At 64.0% G+C, this 24359-nt stretch carries 19 protein-coding genes and 1 pseudogene; 7 read left to right on the forward strand and 13 right to left on the reverse strand.

Annotation, left to right across the window (positions count from 1 at the left end):
* Window positions 1-74: 74 nt before the first annotated feature.
* Window positions 75-3869 carry an NAD(P)-binding protein gene (locus ACUJB0_RS02580; protein WP_444843848.1) on the forward strand — a complete coding sequence of 1265 codons (3795 nt, stop codon included), beginning with the start codon at window positions 75-77 and terminating at the stop codon, window positions 3867-3869.
* 89 nt (window positions 3870-3958) lie between these two features.
* On the opposite strand, the gene ACUJB0_RS02585 is transcribed toward ACUJB0_RS02580, so the two are convergent.
* Genes ACUJB0_RS02585 through ACUJB0_RS02595 form a run of 3 tightly spaced genes read right to left on the reverse strand, consistent with a single transcriptional unit; the run spans window position 3959 to window position 6996 of the window.
* Window positions 3959-5236: an aminotransferase class V-fold PLP-dependent enzyme gene (locus ACUJB0_RS02585; protein ID WP_444843849.1), complete on the reverse strand. Its 1278-nt coding sequence runs from the start codon at window positions 5234-5236 to the stop codon at window positions 3959-3961.
* Window positions 5237-5290: 54 nt separating this feature from the next.
* A complete protein-coding gene (locus ACUJB0_RS02590) occupies window positions 5291-6289 on the reverse strand; it encodes a polysaccharide deacetylase family protein (protein WP_444843850.1) in 999 nt (332 codons plus the stop codon).
* A gap of 11 nt (window positions 6290-6300) precedes the next feature.
* Window positions 6301-6996: an SDR family oxidoreductase gene (locus ACUJB0_RS02595; RefSeq protein ID WP_444843851.1), complete on the reverse strand. Its 696-nt coding sequence runs from the start codon at window positions 6994-6996 to the stop codon at window positions 6301-6303.
* A 77-nt stretch (window positions 6997-7073) separates the two neighbouring features.
* Between ACUJB0_RS02595 and ACUJB0_RS02600 the strand changes: the two genes are divergently transcribed.
* Both ACUJB0_RS02600 and ACUJB0_RS02605 read left to right on the forward strand, forming a co-directional pair.
* Complete coding sequence (locus ACUJB0_RS02600) at window positions 7074-8333, forward strand: hypothetical protein (protein ID WP_444843852.1); 1260 nt, start codon at window positions 7074-7076, stop codon at window positions 8331-8333.
* Window positions 8330-9634 (forward strand): amino acid deaminase, encoded by a 1305-nt coding sequence (locus tag ACUJB0_RS02605; protein WP_444843853.1) that lies wholly within the window; start codon window positions 8330-8332, stop codon window positions 9632-9634. The genes ACUJB0_RS02600 and ACUJB0_RS02605 overlap by 4 nt, the downstream gene beginning before the upstream one ends.
* Here the strand turns inward: ACUJB0_RS02605 and ACUJB0_RS02610 are convergent.
* The 3 genes from ACUJB0_RS02610 to ACUJB0_RS02620 form a co-directional block, all read right to left on the reverse strand.
* Window positions 9631-12663 carry a response regulator gene (locus tag ACUJB0_RS02610; protein WP_444843854.1) on the reverse strand — a complete coding sequence of 1011 codons (3033 nt, stop codon included), beginning with the start codon at window positions 12661-12663 and terminating at the stop codon, window positions 9631-9633. The two genes, ACUJB0_RS02605 and ACUJB0_RS02610, sit on opposite strands and share 4 nt — an antisense overlap.
* 79 nt (window positions 12664-12742) lie before the next feature.
* Complete coding sequence (locus tag ACUJB0_RS02615; protein WP_444843855.1) at window positions 12743-13882, reverse strand: glycerate kinase; 1140 nt, start codon at window positions 13880-13882, stop codon at window positions 12743-12745.
* Window positions 13883-13894: 12 nt separating this feature from the next.
* Entirely contained in the window at window positions 13895-15214 is a 1320-nt protein-coding gene (locus ACUJB0_RS02620) for an MFS transporter (protein ID WP_444843856.1), read from the reverse strand.
* Window positions 15215-15413: 199 nt separating this feature from the next.
* On the opposite strand from ACUJB0_RS02620, the gene ACUJB0_RS02625 reads away from it, so the two are divergent.
* The 4 genes from ACUJB0_RS02625 to ACUJB0_RS02640 all read left to right on the forward strand — a co-directional run bounded on the left by ACUJB0_RS02625 (window position 15414) and on the right by ACUJB0_RS02640 (window position 20648).
* Entirely contained in the window at window positions 15414-16562 is a 1149-nt protein-coding gene (locus ACUJB0_RS02625) for a sugar diacid recognition domain-containing protein (protein WP_444843857.1), read from the forward strand.
* Window positions 16563-16667: 105 nt separating this feature from the next.
* On the forward strand, window positions 16668-18056 hold the full coding sequence (bcaP, locus tag ACUJB0_RS02630; RefSeq protein WP_444843858.1) for a branched-chain amino acid transporter BcaP: 1389 nt from the start codon (window positions 16668-16670) through the stop codon (window positions 18054-18056).
* 137 nt (window positions 18057-18193) lie between these two features.
* Window positions 18194-19495: a cation:proton antiporter gene (locus ACUJB0_RS02635; RefSeq protein ID WP_444843859.1), complete on the forward strand. Its 1302-nt coding sequence runs from the start codon at window positions 18194-18196 to the stop codon at window positions 19493-19495.
* A 61-nt stretch (window positions 19496-19556) separates the two neighbouring features.
* Window positions 19557-20648, forward strand: a complete 1092-nt coding sequence (locus tag ACUJB0_RS02640; RefSeq protein WP_444843860.1) for a GNAT family N-acetyltransferase — start codon at window positions 19557-19559, stop codon at window positions 20646-20648.
* Window positions 20649-20651: 3 nt separating this feature from the next.
* Here the strand turns inward: ACUJB0_RS02640 and ACUJB0_RS02645 are convergent, their stop codons facing one another.
* From ACUJB0_RS02645 to ACUJB0_RS02675, 7 genes and pseudogenes are all read right to left on the reverse strand, one after another.
* Window positions 20652-21077 (reverse strand): DUF3304 domain-containing protein, encoded by a 426-nt coding sequence (locus ACUJB0_RS02645; protein WP_444843861.1) that lies wholly within the window; start codon window positions 21075-21077, stop codon window positions 20652-20654.
* A 379-nt stretch (window positions 21078-21456) separates the two neighbouring features.
* Window positions 21457-21600, reverse strand: a pseudogene (locus ACUJB0_RS02650) (phage baseplate assembly protein V); the annotation flags it as partial.
* A gap of 50 nt (window positions 21601-21650) precedes the next feature.
* Window positions 21651-22112 carry a DUF3304 domain-containing protein gene (locus ACUJB0_RS02655; protein WP_444843862.1) on the reverse strand — a complete coding sequence of 154 codons (462 nt, stop codon included), beginning with the start codon at window positions 22110-22112 and terminating at the stop codon, window positions 21651-21653.
* A 30-nt stretch (window positions 22113-22142) separates the two neighbouring features.
* A complete protein-coding gene (locus ACUJB0_RS02660; protein ID WP_444843863.1) occupies window positions 22143-22595 on the reverse strand; it encodes a DUF3304 domain-containing protein in 453 nt (150 codons plus the stop codon).
* Between the two features lie 28 nt (window positions 22596-22623).
* Window positions 22624-23085, reverse strand: coding sequence for a DUF3304 domain-containing protein (locus ACUJB0_RS02665; RefSeq protein WP_444843864.1), 462 nt, complete (start codon window positions 23083-23085; stop codon window positions 22624-22626).
* A 33-nt stretch (window positions 23086-23118) separates the two neighbouring features.
* Window positions 23119-23580, reverse strand: coding sequence for a DUF3304 domain-containing protein (locus ACUJB0_RS02670; protein ID WP_444843865.1), 462 nt, complete (start codon window positions 23578-23580; stop codon window positions 23119-23121).
* Between the two features lie 23 nt (window positions 23581-23603).
* Window positions 23604-24065 (reverse strand): DUF3304 domain-containing protein, encoded by a 462-nt coding sequence (locus tag ACUJB0_RS02675; protein ID WP_444843866.1) that lies wholly within the window; start codon window positions 24063-24065, stop codon window positions 23604-23606.
* Between the last annotated feature and the right edge of the window lie 294 nt (window positions 24066-24359).

The following is a 24359-nucleotide window of genomic DNA, read 5'->3' on the forward strand; positions in this document are numbered from 1 at the left end:
TGCCGGACCCATTTTCCTGAGCTTCGCCTGCAACGGCGGGGCTCGCTTCAATTTTACGTCTGGAGGCCTGCGCGATGAATTCCGCCGCACCACCGTTCGCCAGCTACTGGCAAGCCGGCTATGAAGGCGCCGACCACGTCAACCACGCCGGCGTCGCGCTGGACATGAACCGCTCCACGGACCACCTGCGGCGCGTGCGCGAAGACTACGGGCAGCTGGCCCAGTTCGGCATCCGCACCGTGCGCGAATCGGCCGGCTGGCGCCTGTGCGAGCGCGCCGGCCGCTTCGACTTCAGCACCGTGCTGCATCGCGTCGCCGCCGCGCGGGAACTGGGGCTGCAGATCAGCTGGACCTTCTTCCACTACGGCTGGCCGCCCGACGTCGACCTGTTCGGGCCGGACTTCGTGCCGCGCTTCGCCCGTTATTGCCGCGCGCTTGCGGAGTGCCTGGCGCCCAGCGCCGGCCCGGAGCCGGTCTACTCGTTGATCAACGAAATCTCGTTCACCAGCTGGGGCCTGTCGACCCACATGTTCCGCTTCGACGGCATGGACCATCCGCAAGCCGGCAGCGTGGGCAAGCGCCAGCTGGTGCGCGCGCAGATCGCCGGCTGCGACGCCGTGCGCTCCGTCACGCCGGGCGCCCGCATCCTGGCCTGCGATCCGCTGATCCACGTGATCGCGCCCGAGCACCGGCCGGACTGGGCGGCGCAGGCGGGCGGCTGGCGCGCCGCGCAATTCGAGGCGTGGGACATGCTGTGCGGCCGAATCGAGCCGGAGCTGGGCGGCGCGCCGGACTATCTCGACCTGGTCGGCGCCAACTACTACCACAGCAACCAGTGGGAAAGCGGCACCAACCTTCGCCTGTGGTGGCACCTGGGCGAAGCGCGCCGCATGCCGCTGTACCGCCTGCTGCTGGAACTGGGGCAGCGCTACGACAGGCCGCTGCTGCTGGCCGAAACCAGCCACGTCGGCAGCGGACGCGGCGCGTGGATACGCCAGATCGCCGAACAAGCGGCGCTGGCCGCGCAGCACGGCGCCGACCTGCGCGGCGTCTGCATCTATCCCGCCATCGACCGCCCGGACTGGGAGCACGCGGACCATTGGCACCGCAGCGGCCTGTGGGACCTGGACCGGGACGGACCCGATCCGCTGGCGCGCCGGCTGGTGGCGCCGTACGCCACCGCCCTGCACCAGTCCATCCAGCTGACCGATCACCTGTGTCGCACCGCCGACACCTCCGCCGATACACCACCAACAAAAAGGGAGAGCGCCATGCCGACCATCATCGTCTTCAGCCACCTGCGCTGGGATTTTGTCTACCAACGCCCGCAACAGCTGATGTCCCGGCTGGCCGAGTACTACCACATCCTGTTCGTCGAGGAGCCGGTGCGACACGAAGGCCCCAGTCACCTGCGCACATCGACGCCGGCGCCGAACGTCACGGTATGCCAGCCGCACACGCCGCTGTCGGCGCCGGGCTTCCACGACGACCAGATCCGGCTGCTGCAGCCGCTGCTGGCCGCGCAACTGCCGGCGGACGAACCGCTGATCGCGTGGTTCTACACGCCGATGGCGCTGCCGCTGCTGCAAACGCTGTCCCCCAGCCTGGTGGTGTACGACTGCATGGACGAGCTGTCCGCCTTCCGCAACCCGCCGCGCCAGCTGGCGCAGCGCGAGACGGCACTGCTGAAGATCGCCGACCTGGTGTTCACCGGTGGCCCCAGCCTGTACGAGGCCAAGCGCCAGCGGCACGACAACGTCCACTGCTTCCCCAGCAGCGTGGACGCCGTGCACTTCCAGCAGGCGCTGGACCGAGGCAACGGCCACCCGCTGCACGCTGACATCCCCCATCCGCGCCTGGGTTACTATGGCGTGATCGACGAACGTTTCGACGCCGAATTGCTGGGAGAGCTGGCCGATGCCTGGCCCGACTGGCAACTGGTGGTCGTCGGCCCGGTGATCAAGATCGACCCGGCTTCGCTGCCGCAACGGCCCAACATCCACTATCTCGGCATGCAGCCCTACCAGGCCTTGCCGCACTTCCTGGCCGGCTGGGACGTGTGCCTGCTGCCGTTCGCGCTGAACCAGTCGACCCGCTACATCAGCCCGACCAAGGTGCTGGAATACATGGCGGCCGAGCTGTCCATCGTCAGCACGGCGATTCATGATGTCGAACAGCCCTACGGCGATGTGGTCGCCATTGGCCGCGACCATGCAGGCTTCATCGCCGCCTGCGCGGCGGCACTGGCGCAGACGCCGGCGCAGCGCGCGGCCATGGCGCAACGCATGCGGGCCATCGTCGAGCAGACATCGTGGCAGGCCACCGCTGAACAAATGCGCGCGCTGCTCGCCGCAACGCCTCCGGGCGGCGCCAAGGCCGCCAACGCCAAGCCGGCCGCAGGCGCCGAAGCGGTCGCATCCGGCGGCGCCAGCGTCAATCCGCTGCGGCGGTCCGCGCGCATCGGCTGCGTGATCGTCGGCGCCGGCCCCACCGGCCTCTCCGCCGCCTACCACCTGGGCGCGGACACGGTGCTGCTGGAAAGGCATGCCACCGTTGGCGGCTGGTGCCGTTCGATCGAAGACCGGGGCTTCACCTTCGATCATGCGGGCCATATCATGTTCTCCAACGATCCCTACGTGCTCAAGCTGTACGACCAGCTCCTGGGCGACAACCAGCACTGGCAGATGCGCGAAGCCTGGATCTACAGCAAGCAGGTCTACACCCGCTATCCGTTCCAGGGCGCCTTGTACGGACTGCCGCCGGACGTGATCAAGGAATGCCTGCTCGGCGCGATCGAAGCGCGCCGCGGCACGCCGGCCGCCAACGATGCGCCGCCCCCCGAGGACTGCTGCGCCGACGGCACCACCGACGTCGCAGCAGGCGCCGCGTGCGCCGAGCCCGTGTCGGCTGAGCCGGCCAATTTCGAGGAATTTATTTACCGGGTCTGGGGCGCGGGCATCGCCCGCCACTTCGCCATTCCCTACAATCGCAAGCTGTGGACCGTGCCGCTGACCGAGATGGAGACTTCCTGGCTGGGCGGCCGCGTGCCTCAGCCGGACCTGGGCGAGATCATCGACGGCGCGCTGCGGCCGGTGCCACGGCCGATGGGACCCAATGCCCGCTTCGGCTATCCGCTGCGGGGTGGCTTCCAGGCGCTGATGACGGCCTTCCTGCCGCACATCCGCGGCAAGGTCGAGCTGGACGCCGACGTGGTCGAGCTACTGCCGCAACAACACGCGGTGGTGCTGGCCGACGGCCGCCGCCTCTGCTACGAGCAGCTGATCAGCACCATGCCGCTGCCCGAGCTGGTGCGCCTGGCCGGCAGGGCCGCGCCTGAAGCGGTGCGGCGGGCCGCCGCGCAGCTGCGCCATGTGTCGGTCCGCTGCGTCAACATCGGCGTCGATCGTCCGAACCTGACCGACAAGCACTGGATCTATTACCCGGAAGACACCATATTCCACCGCATCTTCGTGCAGGGGAACGCCAGCCCGCACTGCAACGCGCCGGGCGGCTTCGGCTTCACCTGCGAGATATCCTATTCGCCGACCAAACCGCTCCCGGTCACCGGCGACGCGCTGATCGAACGCTGCGTGGCTGATTGCATCCGCGTCGGCTTCCTCACGCCGCAAGACCGGGTGCTGGCGGCCAACCAGCTCGACCTGCCCTACGCCTACGTGGTGTACGACCACGCGCGCACGCAGAGCGTGGCGACCATCCGCGAATGGCTGGCGCAATACGACATCCTGCTGGCGGGCCGCTACAGCGAATGGGAGTACTACAACTCCGACCACGCCTTCCTGGCCGGCAAAGCCGCCGCCGAGCAAGTCAGCGCCCGTGATGGCCGGGCACTGCGCGCGGCGGAGTCCTGAGCGCCAGCGCTGAATAAAGGTGCCGAGTGGCGGTGCTGAATAGCGGCGCTGTAGAGGCGCTGAGCAACCGCGCCGGCCCCAGCGCCGGGTCAACCCCGGCTCAGGGCCTCGATGGCTTGCACCAGCCGGTCGAGCTGGCTTGGGCTGGTGAACAGTGCCGGCGTCACGCGCACGCAGCTGCCGCCCACGGGGCCGTTGCGGGAGACGGTGAAGATGCCATGTTCGTCCATCAGCCGCTTGGCCAGGCGCTGATTGTCCTCCTTGCTGGTCTTGCCGTCGAAGCGGAATGAGGTGCTGGCGCCGTGCATGGCGGGATCGTCCGGCGTCAGTATCTGCAGGCCCTTGACGCCGCGCACCCGCTCCACCCAGTAACTGCGCAGGTACTTGAGCCGCGCCGATTTATTGACCACGCCGATCTGCTCATGGAAACGGAACGCCGCCGGCACCGTCATGGTGTTGGCCGAATTGACCGTGCCCGAATGGACGCGGGAACGTATGTCGGTGGCCGCATAATCCTGGTCGGACATATGCACACCGATATCCGGCAACCGCGCCTTGCGGATGTACATGAAGCCCACACCCAGCGGCGCGCCCAGCCACTTGTGCAGGTTGAAGCCGATGAAGTCCGCCTTCAGGTCCGCCACCATGAAATCGGTCTGGCCCCATGACTGCGCCGCGTCCGCGATGACATCGATGCCGCGCTGGCGCGCCATGTCCACCAGCTCGGCGACCGGCAGCACCAGCCCGGTGCGATGGCTGATGTGGGTCAGCAGCAGCAAGCGTGTGCGCGGGTGGCGCCGCATCGCCTCCGCGTAGGCGTCCAGGATGGCCTGGCGGCTGGGCGGCTCGGGGACGCGCACCACGGCGACCTCCGCGCCGCGCCGCAGCGCCAGCTCGTTCATCGCATATTGGGTGGCGTCGTAATCCAGGTCGGCGTACATGATCGTATCGCCGGCCTTCACGTGCTTGTAGTTGACGATCAGGTTTTGCAGCGATTCGGTGGCGCCGCGCGTGATGGCGATCTCCGACACGTCGGCGCCAACCGCCGCCGCGATCCGCACCCGTATCGCATCCATGCCCGCGCCGTCGAACTGCTGACGCAGGAAGCGGGAATTGTTCGCGTTCAGGTAGTCGATATTGCGTTTGTAGTCCTCGGCCACCGGGCGCGCCATCATGCCAAAGTAGCCCTGCTCCAGATTGATGAAATCCGGCGCCGGGTCGTATTGCGCGGCCACCTTGGCCCAGTAGGCCTCGTTGCGGGGCTGCGCCTCGGCGCTGGGCGGCAGATCGGCCAGCGCCGGCGGCAAGATGAGCGAACCACCGGCAACGCCGGCGGCTGCATGAAAAAAACTGCGGCGTGTGAGCATGCGTACTCCTGTCGGCCTTTGAAGCGTTCAATATAGCACCGACAGGAGCGGTTTTCAGATGGTTTCGCTCTCGCGCACCGTCAGCGGACTGGCCAGCGCAAAGCGGGCGATATCGTCCTTGCGCATGAAAGCCACGCCGGCCTTGCTGCGGGCGTAGGTCAGGAACTCGTCCCAGATCCTCACCATCTGCGGCGTGCCGCTGATGCGGTCGTGCGCGCTGATCGACATCATGCGGCGGCGCGTTCCGGCCTCCTCGTAGAGCTGGTCGAACTCGCCCTTGATCTGCGCAAGGAAAGCCTGCGGCGAATAATTGCGGCCTTCGATCAGCAGGATATCGTTGTTCCGCAGCGTGTACGGCACGACGACGAAATCCTTGCCGTTCACCTGTTCGATAAACGGCTCGTCGCGGCTGACATCATCGATGTGGTAGATAAAGCCCAGTTCCTGCAGCAGCGACAAGGTGTTCGGACCGCGCCGCAGCCAGTTGCAGTTATAGCCGACCGTTGTTTCGCCGGTCTCCTGCCGCACCATGTCGCGGCCGGCGACCAGGAAGGCCTTTTCGTCCTTGCGGCTCATTGCGTACTGCGAGCTCCAACGCGGTCCGTGGCCCGACGCTTCATGCCCACGCTTGACGATCTCCTTCGCCAGCGCCGGATGGTGGCGCACCGCCTCGCCAATCATGTGCGAAGTGACCTTGACGCCGTGCTTGTCCCACAGGTCCAGCATGCGCGGCACGCCTTCGCGATAGCCGTAGGCGAACCAGGTGTTGGCCGCCGCATCCGACGGCACGCTGGCCGGGAAGTCGACCTTGGGGAAGGGACTATCGGCGCCCTTGGTCGGCTGGCCGCCCGCTTCGAACTGCATGGAGATCGAGATCACCAGCCGCGCACCGTTCGGCCAGAAGCCTGCGGAGTCGGGAGCGGCGGCCGTCGCCGGTGCGGAAGTCTGCGCCTGGACGCCTTGCGTCAGGCCGGCGGCCAGCAAGGCTGCGCCACCGGCGGCCTGGGTCAGGAATTGGCGGCGTTGAGGTGCCGCGCTCGAGGTTTTCTTCAATTTGAATCTCCTTATAACAAACCGCCGCCGTCGACATCGACGACTGCTCCGGTCATAAAACCGTTCTGCATCAGCATCAGGTAAGCCTGGGCCAGGTCATCGGCCTGCCCGACCCGACCAACCGGCAGGCCCGCGCCCGCGCGCTCCGCCATCGCCTTGCGCTCCGCCTCGGACATCGGTCCCCACATGCCGGTTTCCACCATTCCCGGACTGACGACATTGACGCGCACCGGCGCCAGCTCCTTCGCCAGCGTCTTGCCGATGGCCTCGACGGCGGCATTCATGCTCGCCTTGACCACCGCGCCCGGCACCGCCTTGCGCGCCAGCAGGCCGGAAGTCAGCACAATGGAACCACCGGTACGAATCAGCCGCGCACCGTGGCGAGCGACCCGCAGCTGGCCAAAGACCTTGACGTTGAAGGCCGCCTGCGCGTCCTCCACCTCCAGGTCCGACAGGCGGCTCGAGGCGATCACCGGACCAACCGTCGACACCAGATGATCGAATGCGCCGATATCGGCGAAGAAGCGCTGCACCGCCGCCTCGTCTTCCACATCCAGCTGCCGCGCCTCGATACCGGACGGCCAGTCCGCCGGCACGGTTCGGCGGCCGGCAGCGATCACGCGCGCACCGGCAGCAGCGGCCTGTCGCGCCACCGCCAGCCCGATGCCGGACAAGCCCCCTACCACCACCACTGTCTGATCTTTCATGCTTGACTCCCAAAGAATGTGCGAACCATTCCATTCTCCCGCTGAAGGCGGCGCCTGATAATTGGCCCGAACCTTGAATGACCTTCAACGCAGGATTGAAGATGCGCCGCGACCGCACGCACTGGGCTAAAATGGCGCGCATGAAATCACCGAACAACACCTCGCTGTATTGCTATCCGTGGGATGTCGCGGACGTGGACCGTTTTGTGGACCAGGCCCGCGCCCTGGGCATGAACGGCGCAACGCTGGCCGTGAGCTACCACGCCGGCAAATTCCTGCGTCCGCACGCGGCCAGTGGCCCGCGCGTCGTCTTCCCGGAGGACGGCGTGGTCTACTTCGAACCCGAGCTGGCGCGTTACGGCGAGATCAAGCCGCAAGCTCATTCCGACCCCGCGCTGCGCCAGGTGCTGCCCAAAGTGGTCGCCAACGGCGGCGTCGCGGTACACGCCTGGACGGTCCTGCTGCACAACAGCCGCCTCGGCGCGGCGCACCCCGAATACACAGCCCGAAACGCCCACGGCGACGGCTACCTGTACAGCCTTTGCCCGATGCATCAGCCGGTCTTCGACTACGCGGTCGCGCTGAGCGCCGACGTGGCCACGCGCGGCGTCGCCAGCGTGGTGATCGAAACGCCAGGCTGGCTGCCCTACGCCCACGGCTACCACCACGAATTCGCCCAGGTGCGTGGCAACCTCTGGCTCGACTCCATGCTTGGCCTATGCTTCTGCGACGCCTGCATGGCCGCCGGCAAGGCGGCGGACATCGACATGGACGGCCTGCGCAACCGCGTCCGCCAGAACATCGACAGCTATCTCGACGCCCCAATCGACGCCACGCCCAGCCAGGCCGCCGCGTGGCTGGCCGCCGACCTGCTGGAGGACGTCGACCTGGCCGCGCTGAACCGCCTGCGGCAACGGCGCGTGACGCAGCTGGTCGCCGCCATCCGCGCCGCCATGCCGGCGCAGGTGCAGCTGGCCGTGGTGGCAACCGTGCAGCGTCCGACCGCGCAAAGCTGGCTCGAAGGCACCGACCTGCGCGCGCTGGCCGGCGTGGCCGACTGGCTCGAGATTCCGTTCTACGAGACCGATGCCGCCGCGATCCGCAGCGACGCCTGGGATTGCATCCGCCGCATCGGCACGCCGGACCGCATACGCGCCATCCTGCGCCCAGGACCACCGGACCTGGCCGACGGCGCGCAACTGCCGGCGGCGCTGGAAGGCTTGCGGGACATGGGCATACGCCACGTCGGCTTCTACAACTACGGCATGCTGCGGCGCGACCGCCTGCAGGCGCTGGGCGCCGCCATCCGATCTTTCGAACAAAGGAGCCACACTTGACACGCACCGCCGCCATGCTGGAACTGGTCAATCAACTGCTGCAGCCCGGCATCAAGGGGCTGCCGATCACCGCACCGCTGCGCCAGGGCGACATCGGCGCCCGCCAGTGGAACGTGCTGAATGCCGACACCAGCTTTCCCGTCGCGCTGCTGAAGGCTTCCTCGCTGGAGCACAATCTGCGCTGGATGCACGGCTTCTGCGAGCAATACGGCGTGCAGCTGGCACCGCACGGCAAGACCACCATGAGCCCCCAGCTGTTCGACGCCCAGTTGACGAACGGCGCCTGGGGCATGACGTTGGCGACGGCGGCCCAGGCGCAGGTCGCCTACCGCTACGGCGTGCGCCGCGTTCTGCTGGCGAACCAGCTGGTGGCGCCTGCCGACATCCGGTCCATGCTGACGCTGATGCGCGACGATCCCACATTCGAATTCTTCGCCCTGGTGGATTCCAGCGCCGGCGTCGCACGCCTGTCGCAGGCGGCACAACAAGCCGGCATGAAGCGAAGCTTGCCGCTGCTGGTGGAACTGGGCCTCGCCGGCAAGCGCGCCGGCTGCCGCAGCATGGAAGACGCCCTTGCGCTGGCACGCGAAATAGCTGCCGCGCCGGGTCTGGAGCTGGCCGGCATCGAGGGCTACGAGGGCCTGCTGGTCGGCCCGGACCGAAACAAGGATCACGAAGAAGTCCGCCAGTTCGTCACCCAGCTCTCCGACCTGCTGCGCCAGGCCGATGCCGAGCAGCTGTTCAAGCGCGATGAAATCCTGCTGTCGGCGGGCGGTTCCGCGTACTTCGACTTCGTCGCCAGCAGCTTCGCGCAGGTGAAGGATTTGTCGCGCCCCGTGCTGCCGGTGCTGCGCAGCGGCTGCTACCTGACCAACGACCACGGCTTCTATCATGGCCTGATCGAACAGCTGAACGCACGCGAAGGCCTGGCGCCGGGCCAGGGCCTGCGGCCCGCGCTGGAAGTGTGGAGCATGGTGTTGTCGCGGCCTGAGCCGAGGCTGGCGATACTCGGCATGGGCAAGCGCGACGCCTCCTACGACATGGAGCTGCCGCGTGCGCTGGTCTCGCACCGTCCCGGCGCCGGCACGCCCGCCGCGCTGCCGGACGGATGCCGCATCGAGAAGATGAACGACCAGCACGCGTACCTGCGGCTGCCGGCGGACCACGCGATCGGGCTGGAGGTCGGCGACCTGATAGGCTGCGGCATCTCGCACCCCTGCACCACGTTCGACAAATGGCCGCTGATGCTGGTGGTCGACGACGACTACCGCGTACAGCGAGCGATCAACACCTTCTTCTAGGCCGCTGCGGGACGCAGGTGCTTCGCGATGGTGGTGAACATCTGCTCCACGTCCACCGGCTTGCCGATGAAATCATCCATGCCGGCGGCGATGCACTGCTCACGCTCGGACTCCATCACGCCGGCCGTCATCGCGATCACCGGCATCGTCAATCGCAGCTCGTCGCGTATCGCGCGGGTCGCGGTGTAGCCGTCCATGACCGGCATCTGCACGTCCATCAGCACCAGGTCGCATTGCAGGCCGCCGCGCAGCAGCGCGAGGGAATGCTCGCCGTTTTCCGCTACCGTCACCACGGCCTCCACCTGTTCCAGTATGCCTTTCGCCACTTGCTGGTTGATCGGATTGTCCTCCACCAGCAGTATGCGCGCGCCGCGCAGCGCCTGCTGGTCGTCGGCGACCGGCCCGGTGGCGGCATCGTTGTCGCTGTGCGCCAGCGCGGTCTGCACCGCATCGTGCAGACTGGACGAGGTGACCGGCTTGGTGAGGAATACCGGCGCGCTGACGCCATCCGTGTCCTGAACCAGCTTGCTGCGGCCGTAGGCATTGACCATGCAGATCACCGGCTTGCCAAATTCCTCCCGCACCGCACGTATGACCTCCGGGCCATCCATGCCCGGCATCTGCCAGTCGACCAGCGCCGCATCGTAGGCGTGACCGACGCGTATCAACGCCAGCGCTTCCGGCCCAGAAGCCGCGACGTCGCAAGTCCAGTCCCAAGCCTGGATCGCCTTGGACAGGAAGGAGCGGCTGGTCGGATTGTCGTCCACCACCAGCAGATGCCTGCGCTGGCCGGGCTGCGCGCCCTCGCCTTCGCCGGTCCGCTTCAACGGCAGTGTGAAGGAGAAGGCGCTGCCCTCCCCGGCCGTGCTACTGACTTCAATGGAGCCGCCCAGCAGCTCGATCAAGTCCTTGGAAATGGTCAGTCCCAGGCCGGTGCCGCCGAAACGGCGCGTGGTGGACAGGTCGGCCTGCGTGAACGGCGAGAACAAGCGCCCCAGCTGCTCGCCGCTCATGCCGATGCCGGTGTCGCGCACCGTGAAGCGCAGCGTGCCTTCGTCGTCCCCGCGTTCCACCAGCAGCGACACTTCGCCGTGCTCGGTAAACTTGATCGCGTTGCCGGTCAGGTTGACCAGGATCTGCTGGAGCCGCAGCGCATCGCCGATCAGCGCGCGCGGCACGTCCGGCTCCACGCCCACGCACAGCTCCAGGTTGCGATCGCCGACCGAAACACTCATGATGCTGGCCACCGAATGCAGCACCTCGTCCAGTTGGAAGCGCACCGGATGCACTTCGATTTTCCCCGCTCCGATCTTGGAAAAATCGAGGATGTCGTTCAGGATGCCGAGCAACGTTTGGCCGGATCCCCGTATCATCTCCAGATAGCGCGCCTGCTCCGGCGACAGACCCGTGGTGCTGAGCAGGTGCGCCATGCCCAGCACCGCATTCATCGGCGTGCGCAGTTCGTGGCTCATGTTCGCCACAAAGACATCCTTGGCCGCGCTGGCGACCTGCACTTGCTCCATCGCCAGCCGCAGATCCTTCTCCGCCCGCTTGCGCTCCGTGACGTCGCGCACAATGCCGACAAACAGATGATGGCCCTCCACGAACAAGGCCCGTATCGACAGCTCCAGCACGAACGTCGTGCCATCCTTGCGCAACCCAAGCAGTTCGACGCTGTTCCTGCCCACCACCGTGGGCGCTCCCCCGGAGAGATAGCGCGCCATGCCCGCCTGGTGCGCGCCACGCAAGGACTCGGGCATCATGCTTGTGATGTTGGCGCCTATCGCTTCCTCGGGCGTGTAGCCGAAAATGCCGCAGGCCGCGCGGTTGAACGATTCGATGACGCCGTCCCCGTTGATGGTGACGATGCCGTCGCCGACGTTGTCCATCACGGTGCGGGTGCGCAGCTCCTTGTCGATGGCCTCCCGCTGCGCCGACTGCAGCTGCAAGGTACGCTCTTCGATCACGCTTTCAAGCCGATGCCGGTACTGCTGGAGTTCGGACTCCACCGACCGCAAGGTGCGGATGGCGTCGTCGGCTTCGCGGAACGCCGGCCGCACCTGATCCAGTCGCATATCTTCGTTCTTGCCCAGCGCACTGGCCGCGTAAGCCAATGCACTCACCGAACCGTCGATGCGGCGCGCCAGGTACCATGCGGCCGCAACGCCCAAGCCGAGCAACGCGGCCAGGAACAGCACGATCCAGCGGATCGACGCGACCATCTCCGACAGCACTTCGCTGCGCGGCACGCCGATCGACACCGCCCAGCCGGACGCCTTGGAATGGCTGTACATCGAATACACCGGCGTGCCGTCCAACGTCACCGACTCGATGGCCGCTTCGCCGCCGCCCGCCATGCTGGCCACAAGCGCCGGGGAACCGGGCTGGCCGACAAATTTATCCGGGTCGCGCGTGCGCGCCACGATCACGCCGCGCGAATCGAAAATTCCTGCCACCCGGCCGACGGGCAGGCGCTGCTCCTTCAGTATCATGCCCAGGCGCTCGGGCACGAAGGCGACCGACAGGCAGTAGATCACCTTACCCTCCCGGACCACCGGCACGTGCACCGCGACCAGCGGCCGCTTGAGAACGCCGCCGATGAACACGTCGGAGATCACGGTCCGGCCGGTATCGAACACCTTTCTGATGCGCTCAAGGCTGGCGGGATCCGGCGTGCTCGGGCCGAACGGACGCACCGTGTTGAGCAACTGGACCGAGTCGCGGTCGCTCAGGACGAAGTTAAATCCGGGGAATTCGGGACGCAGCGCCTTGCTGGCTTGGGCGTGGAATGCGGCGAGGTCGCCGTTGTCGAGGCTGGGCGAATTGGCCAGCGCCAGCGCCACGGTCATGCCGGTGTTGAGATCGCGGTCGACCGCCTGGATCAGCGCTCGCGCGGTGATCAGCGATTCCTGCTGGATCTGCGTGCGCTCGCGCTCGTAGAAGTGATGGGCCAGCAGCCCGATGCCCACCACCGCCGGCAAAGCGCACGCCCAGACCAGCGTGTAGATTTGCGAGCGGAGCGATGGCAAGGGACTGTGGGCTGCAGGCTTCATTCTCGACGTCGGTGGCTGACACGAGAACGACTCTAGCACAGATGAGCCTAGGCAACTATAGCTTGGCGCCCAGGCTGAGGACGGCCGCGATATTGCGGGCGGCACTGCGCACATTTTGCGCCGCCTCGGCCAGCGCCTGCTCGACCGTGCAGGGCCGGCTGACCGCGCCGAACACGGCCTGTATGCCGTGCTGGTGCACGACGGCCGCCCCCGGCGCCAGGCTGCCGGCGATGGCGATCACCGGCTTGCCGTGCCGCTGGGCCACGCGGGCCACGCCGATCGGCGTCTTGCCGTGGATGGACTGGCTGTCGATGCGGCCTTCGCCGGTGATGACCAGGTCGGCGTCGGCCACGGCCGCGTCCAGGCCGACCGCCGCCGTCACGATCTCGCTGCCGGGCCGCAGGCGCCCGCCCAGGAACACCAGCATCGCCGCGCCGATGCCGCCGCCCGCGCCGGCGCCCGGCACGTCGGCCACCTGATGGCCCAGTTCGCGGGCGATGACGTCCGCGTAATGGCGCAGGTTGGCGTCCAGTTGCTCGACCATCGCCGGGGTCGCCCCCTTTTGCGGGCCGAAGATGTGCGAGGCGCCCTGCGGCCCCACCAGCGGATTGCTGACATCGCAGGCGATATCGAACACGCTGTCCTTGATGCGCGCGTCCAATCCGGACAGGTCGATATGCCGCAGGCGGTCCAGCGCGCCGCCGCCCGGCGGCAGCTCGGTGCCGGCCTCGTCCAGCAGGCGTCCGCCCAGCGCCTGCACCATGCCGGCGCCGCCGTCGTTGGTGGCGCTGCCGCCCACGCCCAGCACGAAGCGGCGGGCGCCGGCGTCGAGTGCATCGCGGATCAGCTCGCCTGTGCCACGGCTGCTGGTGCGCAGCGGATCGCGCTGCGCCGCCGGTACCAGCTCCAGGCCGCTGGCGGCGGCCATTTCGATCACGGCCGTGGCGCCGTCGCCCATCAGGCCGTAGAACGCGTCCACCGGCTCGCCCAGCGGACCGGACACCTTCAACGCCACGCGGCGGCCGCCGCTGGCGTCGATCATGGCCTGCACCGTGCCTTCGCCGCCGTCGGCCACCGGCAATTTGACGTACTGCGCGTCGGGAAAGAACTCGCGGAAGCCGGCCTCGATCTCGTTGGCGACCGCCATCGCGGTCAGGCTCTCCTTGAACGAATCGGGCGCAATGACTATTTTCATCGAGTTACTCTATCAACGGTTGACCAGTTTGGCGGGGACACGCAGCACCAGTATCGCACCAAGCAGCAGCACGCTGGACAAAATATACAGCGCCGTGTCGGTGCTCTGGGTCGCGTCCTTGATCCAGCCGACCAGGAAGGGGCTGACGAAGCCGGCGATCTGGCCCAGCGAATTGATCAGCGCCAGGCCGCCAGCCGCCGCCGCGCTGCCAAGGAAGGCGGCCGGCAGCGACCAGAACATCGCCAGCGCGGCCAGCGCGCCCATGGTCGCCATGCTCAGGCCCACTATCACGATCACGGGATTGCTGGAGAAGTTGGCCGCCAGCATCAGGCCTGTCAGGCCCATAAGCATTGGCAGCGACACGTGCAGCCGGCGTTCGCGGCGCTGGTCCGCCGAGCGGCCGGCCCACACCATGAAGAAGGCGGCGCACAAGTAGGGAATCGCGCTCAGCCAGCCGACCGTCACCGCGCTCTGGTAGCCCAGCGACTTGATGATGGACGGCAGCCAGAAGTTAATCGCATACACGCCCATCTGGATGCAGAAATAGATCACGCCCAGCATCCACACATTGCCATTACGGACCACGGACGAGAAGGTCTGGCCGGCGTCGCTATTGGCCTGGCGCTGCTGCTCGTCGCCCGCCAGCGCCGCTTGCATGGCGGCTTTTTCATCCGCGCTGAGCCACTTGGCCTGGGCGATGCCGTCGTTCAGGTAAAAATACACGGCCACACCCAGGATCACGGTCGGCAAGCCTTGCAGCAGGAACAGCCACTGCCAGCCGGCCATGCCGGCCTGTCCGGCCGAGAAATGCTGCAACATCCAGCCCGACAGCGGGCCACCGACCAGGCCGGAGATCGGGATCGCCGACATGAACAGGGCCATCACCTGTCCGCGCTTCTGCGCCGGGAACCAGTGCGTAAAGTACAGCACCATGCCCGGGAAGAAGCCGGCCTCGGCCACGCCGGTGAAGAAGCGCAGCACGTAGAAAGAGGCCGGATCGTGCACGAACAGCATGCAGGCTGACAGGCCGCCCCATGCCACCATCATGGTCGCGATCCAGCGGCGGGCGCCGATCTTGTGGAGTATCAGGTTGCTCGGCACGCCGCTGAGCACGTAGCCGATGAAGAAGATGCCCGCGCCTAATCCGTAAACAGTATTGCTCAAATGGAGGGCGTCCAGCATCTCCAGCTTGGCGAAGCCGACGTTGACGCGGTCCAGGTAGTTGAAGAAATAGCAGATGAAGATGAACGGTATCAGGTGCCAGCTGGCCTTCTTGTAGGCGCCGTCCAGGACGGACGCCGCCGGCCACGGGGTGGCGGTGGTGGTGTTCATGTGGGTCTCCTTGGTTTTTATAGGTGGTCTGTGCAGACGATTATCTGGAATCCATCCCGGAAAAACATCGGCCAAATGCACCATAATTCAGCTGGATCCAGGCACGTTATTGGGCAGTTGCACAATAAATGCTCGTTCCATCCGGGGATTTACCCGGATTCCTTGTTATTTGGCACAATGACGGCAAGGAGAAACGCCCATGTACATACTGAGCACCGAGCTGGCCCAGGACATCGTCAGCCGGACGATGAAGATCATCCCGTACAACGTCAACGTGATGGACGCCAACGGCACCATCCTCGCCAGCGGCAACCCGACGCGCATCGGCGAGTTGCACGCCGGCGCCATGCTGGCCCTGGCCAAGCGGCTGACGGTGGAGATCGACAGTGCCAGCGCCCGCAACATGCACGGCGCCCAGCCCGGCATCAACCTGCCGCTGACGGTCAACGGCCAGGTCTGCGGGGCCGTGGGCCTGAGCGGCGTGCCCGCCCAGGTGCGCCAGTTCGGCGAACTGGTGCGCTTGACGGCGGAGATGATCCTGGAACAAGCCCACCTGGCCGGCGAGCTGCAGCGCGACTCACGCTACCGCGAAGCCTTCGTGCTCAACCTGATCCGCTACGAAGCGGCCATGGAGGCTGACTTGGCAGCGTGGGCGCGCCGGCTGGGCGTCAACTTCGAGCGCAGCCATCTGGTGTTTCTGCTGGAGCTGGACGACAAGACGGCCAGCACCGACCAGGCCCTCAGCGAGCTACAGCGCCTGCAACTGCGCATGCTGGCCCGCCAGCCGTCCGCGCTCACCGCGTCGGCCAGCGCCCATCAGCTGGTGCTGCTGGACTTCCACGACGCCCCGTCCGCGCACGATGCCCATTGGCCGCAGCGCCAGTTGCAGGCGCTGGCCGCCATCCTGCGCGAGGAATGCCAACAGCCGCACACGCTGACGATGGGCATCGCCCAGTCCGGCATGGCCGGCGTGGCGGTTTCCTATCAAAGCGCGTTGACGGCGGTGCGCATCGGCCGCGCCCGTCATCCGCGACGGTCGCGCTTCAGCTATTACGAGCAAACCCTGCCGGTGCTGCTGTCGGGTCTGGGCTCGGGCTGGGAGGCGGAGCAGCTGCGCCTGCCCTTCGCCCGGCTGAAGGCGCAGGATAAAAGCAAGGAACTGCTGCAACGCACGCTCAATGTGTGGTTTGAACACGACGGTCATCCGGCGGCCACCGCCGAGGCCCTCCACATCCACCGCAACACGCTGGATTACCGGCTGCGGCGCATCGGCGAGATCACCGGCCTGGACCTCGGCAAACTGGAGGATAGGCTGCTGCTGTATATCTCTTCGTTATTAACTACTTAACTCTCTCGGCAGAGCCGGAAAGTTACTGTATTATTTGCCGTCGCCCGAGCGCCCACAAGGCACAGGCTCGGGTACGGAGATAATCACAATAAAACTGGAGCCATTTTGAGCCTATTTCGCACTAAGAACCTGGACGATATGATCGCCAACAGCCGCAAACCCGGCGGCCTGGCGAAAGTACTCGGTCCCTTCGACCTCATTCTCATGGGCATCGGCGCCATTGTCGGCACCGGTATTTTCGTACTCACGGGCACCGGCGCCGTCACGGCCGGCCCAGCGCTGACGCTGTCCTTCGTAGTCGCCGCCATCGCCTGCGGCTTCGCCGCGCTCTGCTACGCCGAATTCGCCTCCACCGTGCCGGTGGCCGGCTCCATCTACACCTACACCTACGCCACCCTGGGCGAACTGGCCGCCTGGATGATAGGCTGGGACTTGCTGCTGGAATACGGCCTGGCCACCTCGGCCGTGTCGGTCGGCTGGTCCGGCTACTTCCAATCGCTGATCTCCGGCTTCGGCATCCACCTGCCGGTCGAGCTTACGGCCGCGCCCGGCGCGATCCCCGGCGTGCACACGCTGATCAACCTGCCTGCGCTGTGCATCATGCTGGTCCTGACCGCGATGCTGAGCTGGGGCGTGCGTGAATCGGCCCGTCTGAACAACATCATGGTCGCCATCAAGGTCGGCGTGGTGCTGCTGTTCATCGTCGTCGGCGCCCGCCACGTCGAGCCCGCCAACTGGAAACCGTTTATGCCGTTTGGCTACAACGGCATGCTGAGCGCCGCCGCGCTGGTGTTCTTCGCCTTCATCGGTTTCGACGCGGTGACCTCGGCCGCCGAGGAAGTCAAGCGTCCCGAGCGCGACCTGCCGATCGGCATCATCGGCTCGCTGGCGGCTTGTACCGTGCTGTACGTGGTGGTCTCGGCCATCATGACCGGCATCGTGCCCTACCAACAGTACCTGGGCATCGACCATCCGGTGTCGCTGGCGCTGAAACACGCCGGTGAAAACTGGTTCGCCGGCTTCGTCGACCTGGGCGCTATCTTGGGCATGACCACCGTGATCCTGGTGATGGCCTATGGCCAGACCCGCATCATCTTCGCCATGTCGCGCGACGGCCTGTTGCCGAAGCGCCTATCGACCGTGCATCCGCGCTTCCACACGCCGTTCTTCGCCACCTGGCTGGTCGGCATCGTGTTCGGCCTGATCGCCGCCGTCGTGCCGCTGAACGTGCTGACCGAGCTGATTAACATCGGCACGCTGGCCGCCTTCAGCCTGGTGTCGATCGCCGTGATCATCATGCGCAAAAAGCGTCCCGACCTGAAGCGCGCGTTCCGCTGCCCGGGCGTGCCGGTGATCCCGGCGCTGGCCGTGATCTTCTGCGTCATGCTGATGACCTACCTGAGCTGGTTCACCTGGGTCGCCTTCGTGATCTGGCTGGTGGTCGGCCTGGCCATCTACTTCGGCTACGCCCGTTCGCGTTCCGCGCTGAACTAACTCCGCTGTTTACCCGGCGAGGCCCGGCCTCGCCGGCGCCTCGCCGCTCTGCTGTTGCCGCGCGCACCGTGCCCTATCCCACAGACTGAAACGCCAAACTCGCCTAGCATCTGACTCGTCACTGCGAAGGAGAGCGTGTGAACACCACTCTTTGGTTTCTGCTCGTCGGCAGCCTGATGCTGGCGCGCGGGCTGGCGGCCACCACGATCTCGAAGTCGCCCTTCACCTCCGCCATCGTCTACCTTGGCGCCGGCATCCTGATGGGGCCGACCTTGCTCAACATCTTCGGCTTCGATCCCAAGCTGCAGTCGGCCCTGCTGGAAGTGCTGACTGAGATTGCCCTGCTGATATCGCTGTTCTCCGCAGGCATCAAGATGCCGGTGCCGTTCAAGCGGGAGCGCTGGGACGCCCCGCTGCGGCTGGCCTGGCTGTCGATGTCGATCACGGTGGGGCTGGTGGCGCTGTTCGGCTACTACGTGCTCGAGCTGCCGGCGGGCGCGGCGGTGCTGCTCGGCGGCATACTGGCGCCCACCGACCCGGTGCTGGCCACCGACGTCCAGGTGCGCCACGCGGGCGACAAGGACCAGCTGCGCTTCACCCTCACCTGCGAAGCCGGCATGAACGACGGCAGCGCCTATCCCTTCGTCATGCTCGGCCTCGGCATGCTCTCGGTCACCGATACCGACACACATCACCTGCGCTGGCTGCTGGTCGACGTGCTGTGGGCGACCGCTGGCGCGGCCGTGGTCGGGATGGCGGCCGGCGCGTTGGTGGCCCGGCTGAGCTGGCGACTGCGCGGCAGCGACCCCAAGCATGAAATCATGGACGACCTGGTGGGCCTGGGCATGATCGCCGTGGTGTACTCGCTGGCGACGCTGCTCAAGGCCTCGGGATTCCTGGCCGTATTCATCGCCGCCGTCGCGCTGCGGCAGTCCGAGCTGGTGCTGGCCGGCGCCCCCAAGGACCGTCACGGCCTGATGGAGCCGGACACGGCCAAGTCCGAATCCGCCAAGAATAGCGAAACGCACGAAGCGCCACTCACCGTCAGCACCGAAGCGCTGGTATTCAAGGAACACCTGGAGCGGCTGTCCGAACTGACGCTGGTACTGCTGTTGGGCGGCATGATCTCGCTGAAAAGCATGCAGTGGGATGTCGTGTGGACGGCCTTGTTCCTGTTCGTGATCGCCCGCCCGCTGAGCGTATTCGCTGGCCTGGCCGGCAGCAACACCAGCCTGCGCATGCGCGCCATGACGGGCTGGTTCGGCGTGCGCGGCATCGGTTCCATCTACTACCTGATGTTCGCCATCGAAGCCGGCCTGCCTTCGGAACTGGCGTCCCGGCTCACGCGGATAGCCGTGTTCGTCGTCATGCTGTCGATACTTGTACACGGCTTCAGCGTCAAGCCCCTGATGGATACGGTGTGGCGCCGGCGCCGCTGATCGCGCCGCTTCGACCTGCATCAACAATGGCCGGCGCAGGATGTGGGATCGTCGTGCGACCATGTCCAACACCACCTACCTCATCGAAGACGCCAGCGACCGCATCGGCGACAGCGCCCTGCTCCAGCGCTGGCGCGAACTGCTGGCCGAGAGCGACAGCCACGGCCGCGTCTACCAAAGCCCCGAATTTTTCGACTATCTGCTCAGCACGGCAACCGAGCACGCGCCGCCGCAGTTGTTCACGGTGACCGAACGGGCAAGCGGGACGGTGGTGGGTGTGGTGCCGCTGGTATTGCGCCGCCATAGTTTTGATTTCGCTGTCGGCCGCCTGCGCATCGGCTCGTTGCGTGTTCCCAGCGTGTGCTTGCTCGGCAGCGCGCCCTTGATGCCCGCTCGACCCGAGCTATTGGATTTGCTATTTGAATTCCTGCTGGCGCATTTCCCGCGATGCCAGGCGATCTCGCTAAGCTCATTGCCCGCAGATAGCGAACTCTGGCGCAACATCAGCAACGCCCGCAGCTACAGCACACACTTGCTGAACAACTGGCGGACCTGCCACCAAATCCCCCTGCCCTCCAGCTTTGAAGCCTTCATGGCGCAGTTCAACTCCAAGCGGCGCTACAACCTCAAGCGCCAACAGCGGCAGTTGCGCGAGCATGGCGCCGGCCGCTTGGCCTTGCGCCGCATTGAACAGCCGGAGCAATTGCCACCGATGTTGGAAGCCCTGGCCACGCTCACCACGCCGGGCCACCGCGCGCAATTATGGACCCAGGAAGAAATGCGGGAGCTGGCGCTACATAGCATGCTGCTGTGCTACCAGATCGATTGCGGCGGCCAGCCCTGTGCATTGATGCTCGGCTTGCGATCAAGCGATACGCTACACCTGTTCAACATCTTCCACGACAACGCGCTCGACCATCTGTCGGTGGGAACAACGATACTGCACATGGCCATTGAAGACCTGTGCGGCCGCGGCTTTAGATGCATCGATCTTGGCTACGGCACCCCCGCCCACAGCTACCAGTCCAGCAACGCAACAGTACAACGCGGCCACGTGCTGCTGATGCGGTCCAACTCAAGAAATCGCCTGGTCTGCGCCTTGCACGACACCTTCGTCGCCGCGGTCAATATGGCCCGACGTATCATCAAATGACGTCTAGCCGGCATTTCCCGGGCGTGGATAGGGGTAGCCCGGATACTGGTTCGTTTTCGTAGTAACCAATACCTTGACGGTGTCATCGGGGTAGAAATGCACCGCAAAAAAACCTATGTCACCCTCGGAATATTCGGGTACGCGGACTACCCTTTCCCTGGGTGGCCCGGGGTTCTTCTCGTCATAACTCCAGGTGACGGTAACCGCCAGATCCTTAGTCCATCGACGAGGCAAAAGGACACAGCATACAAAACTACCGCCGCCACCGTTTGCATAAATGCTGGCGCCGCTGTAACCGTTTACTGAAAAGTCCGCGATGTGCTTATTTGTATAATTTAGCCCACACAATTCAATGCCAACATTACTACTCTCACATCCAGAAAGCAAAGCGGCGACAATTATCAATGCTGAAGAAAAAACATTCATCATTATCCAATAATTTAGAACCTTATTTTACAGGCCGTATAGCGACCTTCAGAAATGTTCACTCCGTGGATTCCGACCGGCAGCACCTCCCTTTTCGCGCACATTCCCATTGCGGGAATTCCCAGGAGTCCGACCACAAATAATTTCCTGGTGCGCCGCCAAACCCAATCAATTCTAGACTTCATATCTGTCGAGGTTTGACAAAAGGTAGCATCCGTCATCAATGTCCCCTTAATTCGCTAATTCGGCGCTCTGATTGCTGGCGAATTCTCTCCAGTTCTGATCGCAGATAATCAATATATTTGACATCTTCAGGCCCGGTAAAATTGGCGACCTCTACCGCGCGTCGGGCCGGCGTGGGCGCAACGCCACCTTCACCCTAGTCGTTGCCAACGATGACAGGACTGTCGAGATCGTTCTCGATGAACTGCAGCCGCACCTCCTGCCCCACGCGCGGCAGAAACTGGTTGCCCATGCCGCCGACGGCCGAACGCCGGGCGACGCGCACCCAGCAGCTGGAATCGCCGAACAGCTCGGCCAAGCCGTGCTGGGCCGGCGACGTGGAAGCGGCTGAAATCATGGCTGTTTTAAAGAACCGACAGGCTTAACAACGCGTGGAATGGGAAAGTCAGGGGAGCGGGGGCCGTTGCGGCTGATGACAACACGCACTTCATCATTCGGGAAAAATACCAAATAGATGTCACCCAGTCTTTCGTATTTCTCGATTTCCACCACTTTTTCCTTCACGATATGTTTATGGCCATCAGGCATATCCCATCGAACCGTCGCTTTCATACCGGGATACCACACACGAGGAATGGACGTGCAACAGATATTGGCGATTCCTTCTCCCCAACCATCCATATTCCCGCCGCCGGCTGCATCCACCGACGCCGAATAAATATAGTTACCAGTGTGATTAACGATACCAACCTGAGCAGTAGCCCTATCACTCGATTGCGCCTGCGACTGGGGCAGCGCACACCCGGAAATACCCGCTGCTATAGTAATAACGAATAGGTATGTAAATCGCTTCATTTTTGATGCATTCTTTAATTGGTTGTTGTATCAGTTGGGTTCGCTAGGATGACCAACATGCTGATTCGGGAAATCAGAAGCGCCAGGCCCATCCCGGCTGACGACAACATGCACTTCGTCATTCGGAAGAAAAACCAAGTAGATATCACCCGGCCATTCGTATTTTTCGACTTCTACAACTTTCTCCTTCACGATATGCTGATGGCCCACTGGCATATCCCAACGTACTAATACCTTCATCCCTGGATGCCACACACGTGGGATTGAAGTGCAGCAGATATTGGCGATGCCCGCCCCCCAACTTGCCATATTGCCCCCGCCGGCACCATCAACAGAGGCAGAGTAGATGTAATTGCCCGTGTGGTTAACAATGCCGACCTGAGCTGAAGCACTGTCGCTCGGTTGCGCTCGCGATTGATGAAGTGCGCATCCCGAGATAGCTAACGCCGAGGCCATCGCGAATAAGTGTATAAATCGTTTCATGTTTGTGATTTCTTCACTCAGCCTGTGGTCAGTTTGAAGCAGGGGGTACACTAGGGTTGCCCAGATGGCGAATTGGGTGTTCAGGACTGCTCGGTTCAAATGGACTAACCACGACACGGACCTCGTCGTTTGGGAAAAAGTGCATGAAAACACTGCCGGTCGTTTCGTATTTCTCGACTTCCACAATTTTCTTCTTCACAATATGCTGGTGCCCGACAGGCATGTCCCAACGCACCAACACCTTCATGCCGGGATACCACACTCGCGGGATGGAAATGCAGCAGATCTCGGCGCCCCCCACTCCCCAACTATCCATATTTCCCCCACCGGCACCGTCAACCGAGGCGGAATAAATATAATCACCGGTGTGGTTCACAATACCGACCTGAGCTGGAGCCCTGTCGCTCTGCTGCGCCCGCGATTGGTGCAACGCGCACCCTGAGATAGCTACTGCTAGCGTTAAGGTAAATAATTGTATAAATCGTTTCATCTTCGGGTGTTCATCACTCGGCCTATAGCCATCTCAATTTGAGGAAGGGACTTCGTCCGGCTTACCCAAATGACGAATTGGATATTCGGGACTACCTGGTATAACCGGGCTAACCACAACGCGGACTTCGTCGTTCGGAAAAAAATGCATGTAGATGCTGCCTGTTTCTTCGTATTTTTCCACTTCGACTATTTTTTCTTTCACTATGTGCTTATGCCCCTCGGGCATATCCCATCGAACCAAAACCTTCATACCTGAATACCATACACGTGGAATAGAAATGCAACAGATATTGGCGATGCCAATTCCCCAACTATCCATATTCCCGCCGCCGGCGCCATCTACCGTGGCCGAATCAATGTAATAGCCTGTATGGTTAACAATGCCTATCTGAGTAGTGGCCCTATCGCTCGGTTGCGCCCTCGTTTGACGAAGCGAGCACCCCGAAATAGCTAAGGCTACGAATATAGCGAATAAGTGTATAAATCGTTTCATTTTCGTGATTTCTTCGCCCGTGATCAGTTTGAGGCCGGGGGCGCTTCAGGATTGCCAAGATGGCGAATGGGATACGCGGGATTACCTGGCGCAACTCGGCTTACCACCACACGGACCTCGTCGTTCGGGAAAAAGTGCATGTAGATGCTGCCTGGCGCTTCGTACTTCTCAACTTCCACCACTTTTTCTTTGATGAAATGTTGAATACCAACCGGCATATCCCAACGCACCAAAACCTTCATGCCGGGATACCATACGCGCGGGATGGAAGTGCAGCAGATATTGGCGAAGCCTTCTCCCCAACTTTCCATATTCCCGCCGCCGGCACCGTCAACCGATGCCGAATAAATATAATTGCCGGTATGGTTAACGATACCGACCTGAGCAGTAGCTCTATCGCTCGGCTGCGCGCTCGACTGATGCAGTGCGCATCCCGAGATAGCTAACGACGAGGCCATCGCGAATAAGTGTATAAATCGTTTCATTTGTTTTTAGTCCGCCCGCCTCGCCGCTCCGTCATTCTCCACAAACTTCGCGAAGACTTGGTCGCTAAATGGCATCTTGTCGACCCGCCGGCACCGCTGACGTGGCCTCGCCCTGCCAGCTGAGCAAGGCTCCGCCGTGCCCGGGCTCTGCAAAGCGGTATCGTCATACAAGGACTGACTTGGAAATAGGCGCGGTGAAATCGCCAAAGAATTCTTCAGCTAAAGCAACATCGACCAGCGAAAATAGCCGCACCGCATCCGACAGCGACGCATCGCATCGCACAGTTGCTGGAA

The sequence above is a fragment of the Duganella caerulea genome, assembly GCF_040362985.1.
Taxonomy (GTDB): domain Bacteria; phylum Pseudomonadota; class Gammaproteobacteria; order Burkholderiales; family Burkholderiaceae_D; genus Rugamonas; species Rugamonas vulcania.

Excerpts from the sequence above, each read along its gene's own strand:
- ACUJB0_RS02580 (WP_444843848.1), top strand. The coding sequence starts at position 75 with ATGAATTCCGCCGCACCACCGTTCGCCAGCTACTGGCAAGCCGGCTAT.
- ACUJB0_RS02585 (WP_444843849.1), bottom strand. The coding sequence starts at position 5,236 with ATGCTCACACGCCGCAGTTTTTTTCATGCAGCCGCCGGCGTTGCCGGT.
- ACUJB0_RS02595 (WP_444843851.1), bottom strand. The coding sequence starts at position 6,996 with ATGAAAGATCAGACAGTGGTGGTGGTAGGGGGCTTGTCCGGCATCGGG.
- ACUJB0_RS02600 (WP_444843852.1), top strand. The coding sequence starts at position 7,074 with ATGACCTTCAACGCAGGATTGAAGATGCGCCGCGACCGCACGCACTGG.
- ACUJB0_RS02615 (WP_444843855.1), bottom strand. The coding sequence starts at position 13,882 with ATGAAAATAGTCATTGCGCCCGATTCGTTCAAGGAGAGCCTGACCGCG.
- ACUJB0_RS02620 (WP_444843856.1), bottom strand. The coding sequence starts at position 15,214 with ATGAACACCACCACCGCCACCCCGTGGCCGGCGGCGTCCGTCCTGGAC.
- ACUJB0_RS02625 (WP_444843857.1), top strand. The coding sequence starts at position 15,414 with ATGTACATACTGAGCACCGAGCTGGCCCAGGACATCGTCAGCCGGACG.
- ACUJB0_RS02640 (WP_444843860.1), top strand. The coding sequence starts at position 19,557 with ATGTCCAACACCACCTACCTCATCGAAGACGCCAGCGACCGCATCGGC.
- ACUJB0_RS02645 (WP_444843861.1), bottom strand. The coding sequence starts at position 21,077 with ATGATGAATGTTTTTTCTTCAGCATTGATAATTGTCGCCGCTTTGCTT.
- ACUJB0_RS02655 (WP_444843862.1), bottom strand. The coding sequence starts at position 22,112 with ATGAAGCGATTTACATACCTATTCGTTATTACTATAGCAGCGGGTATT.
- ACUJB0_RS02660 (WP_444843863.1), bottom strand. The coding sequence starts at position 22,595 with ATGAAACGATTTATACACTTATTCGCGATGGCCTCGGCGTTAGCTATC.
- ACUJB0_RS02665 (WP_444843864.1), bottom strand. The coding sequence starts at position 23,085 with ATGAAACGATTTATACAATTATTTACCTTAACGCTAGCAGTAGCTATC.
- ACUJB0_RS02670 (WP_444843865.1), bottom strand. The coding sequence starts at position 23,580 with ATGAAACGATTTATACACTTATTCGCTATATTCGTAGCCTTAGCTATT.
- ACUJB0_RS02675 (WP_444843866.1), bottom strand. The coding sequence starts at position 24,065 with ATGAAACGATTTATACACTTATTCGCGATGGCCTCGTCGTTAGCTATC.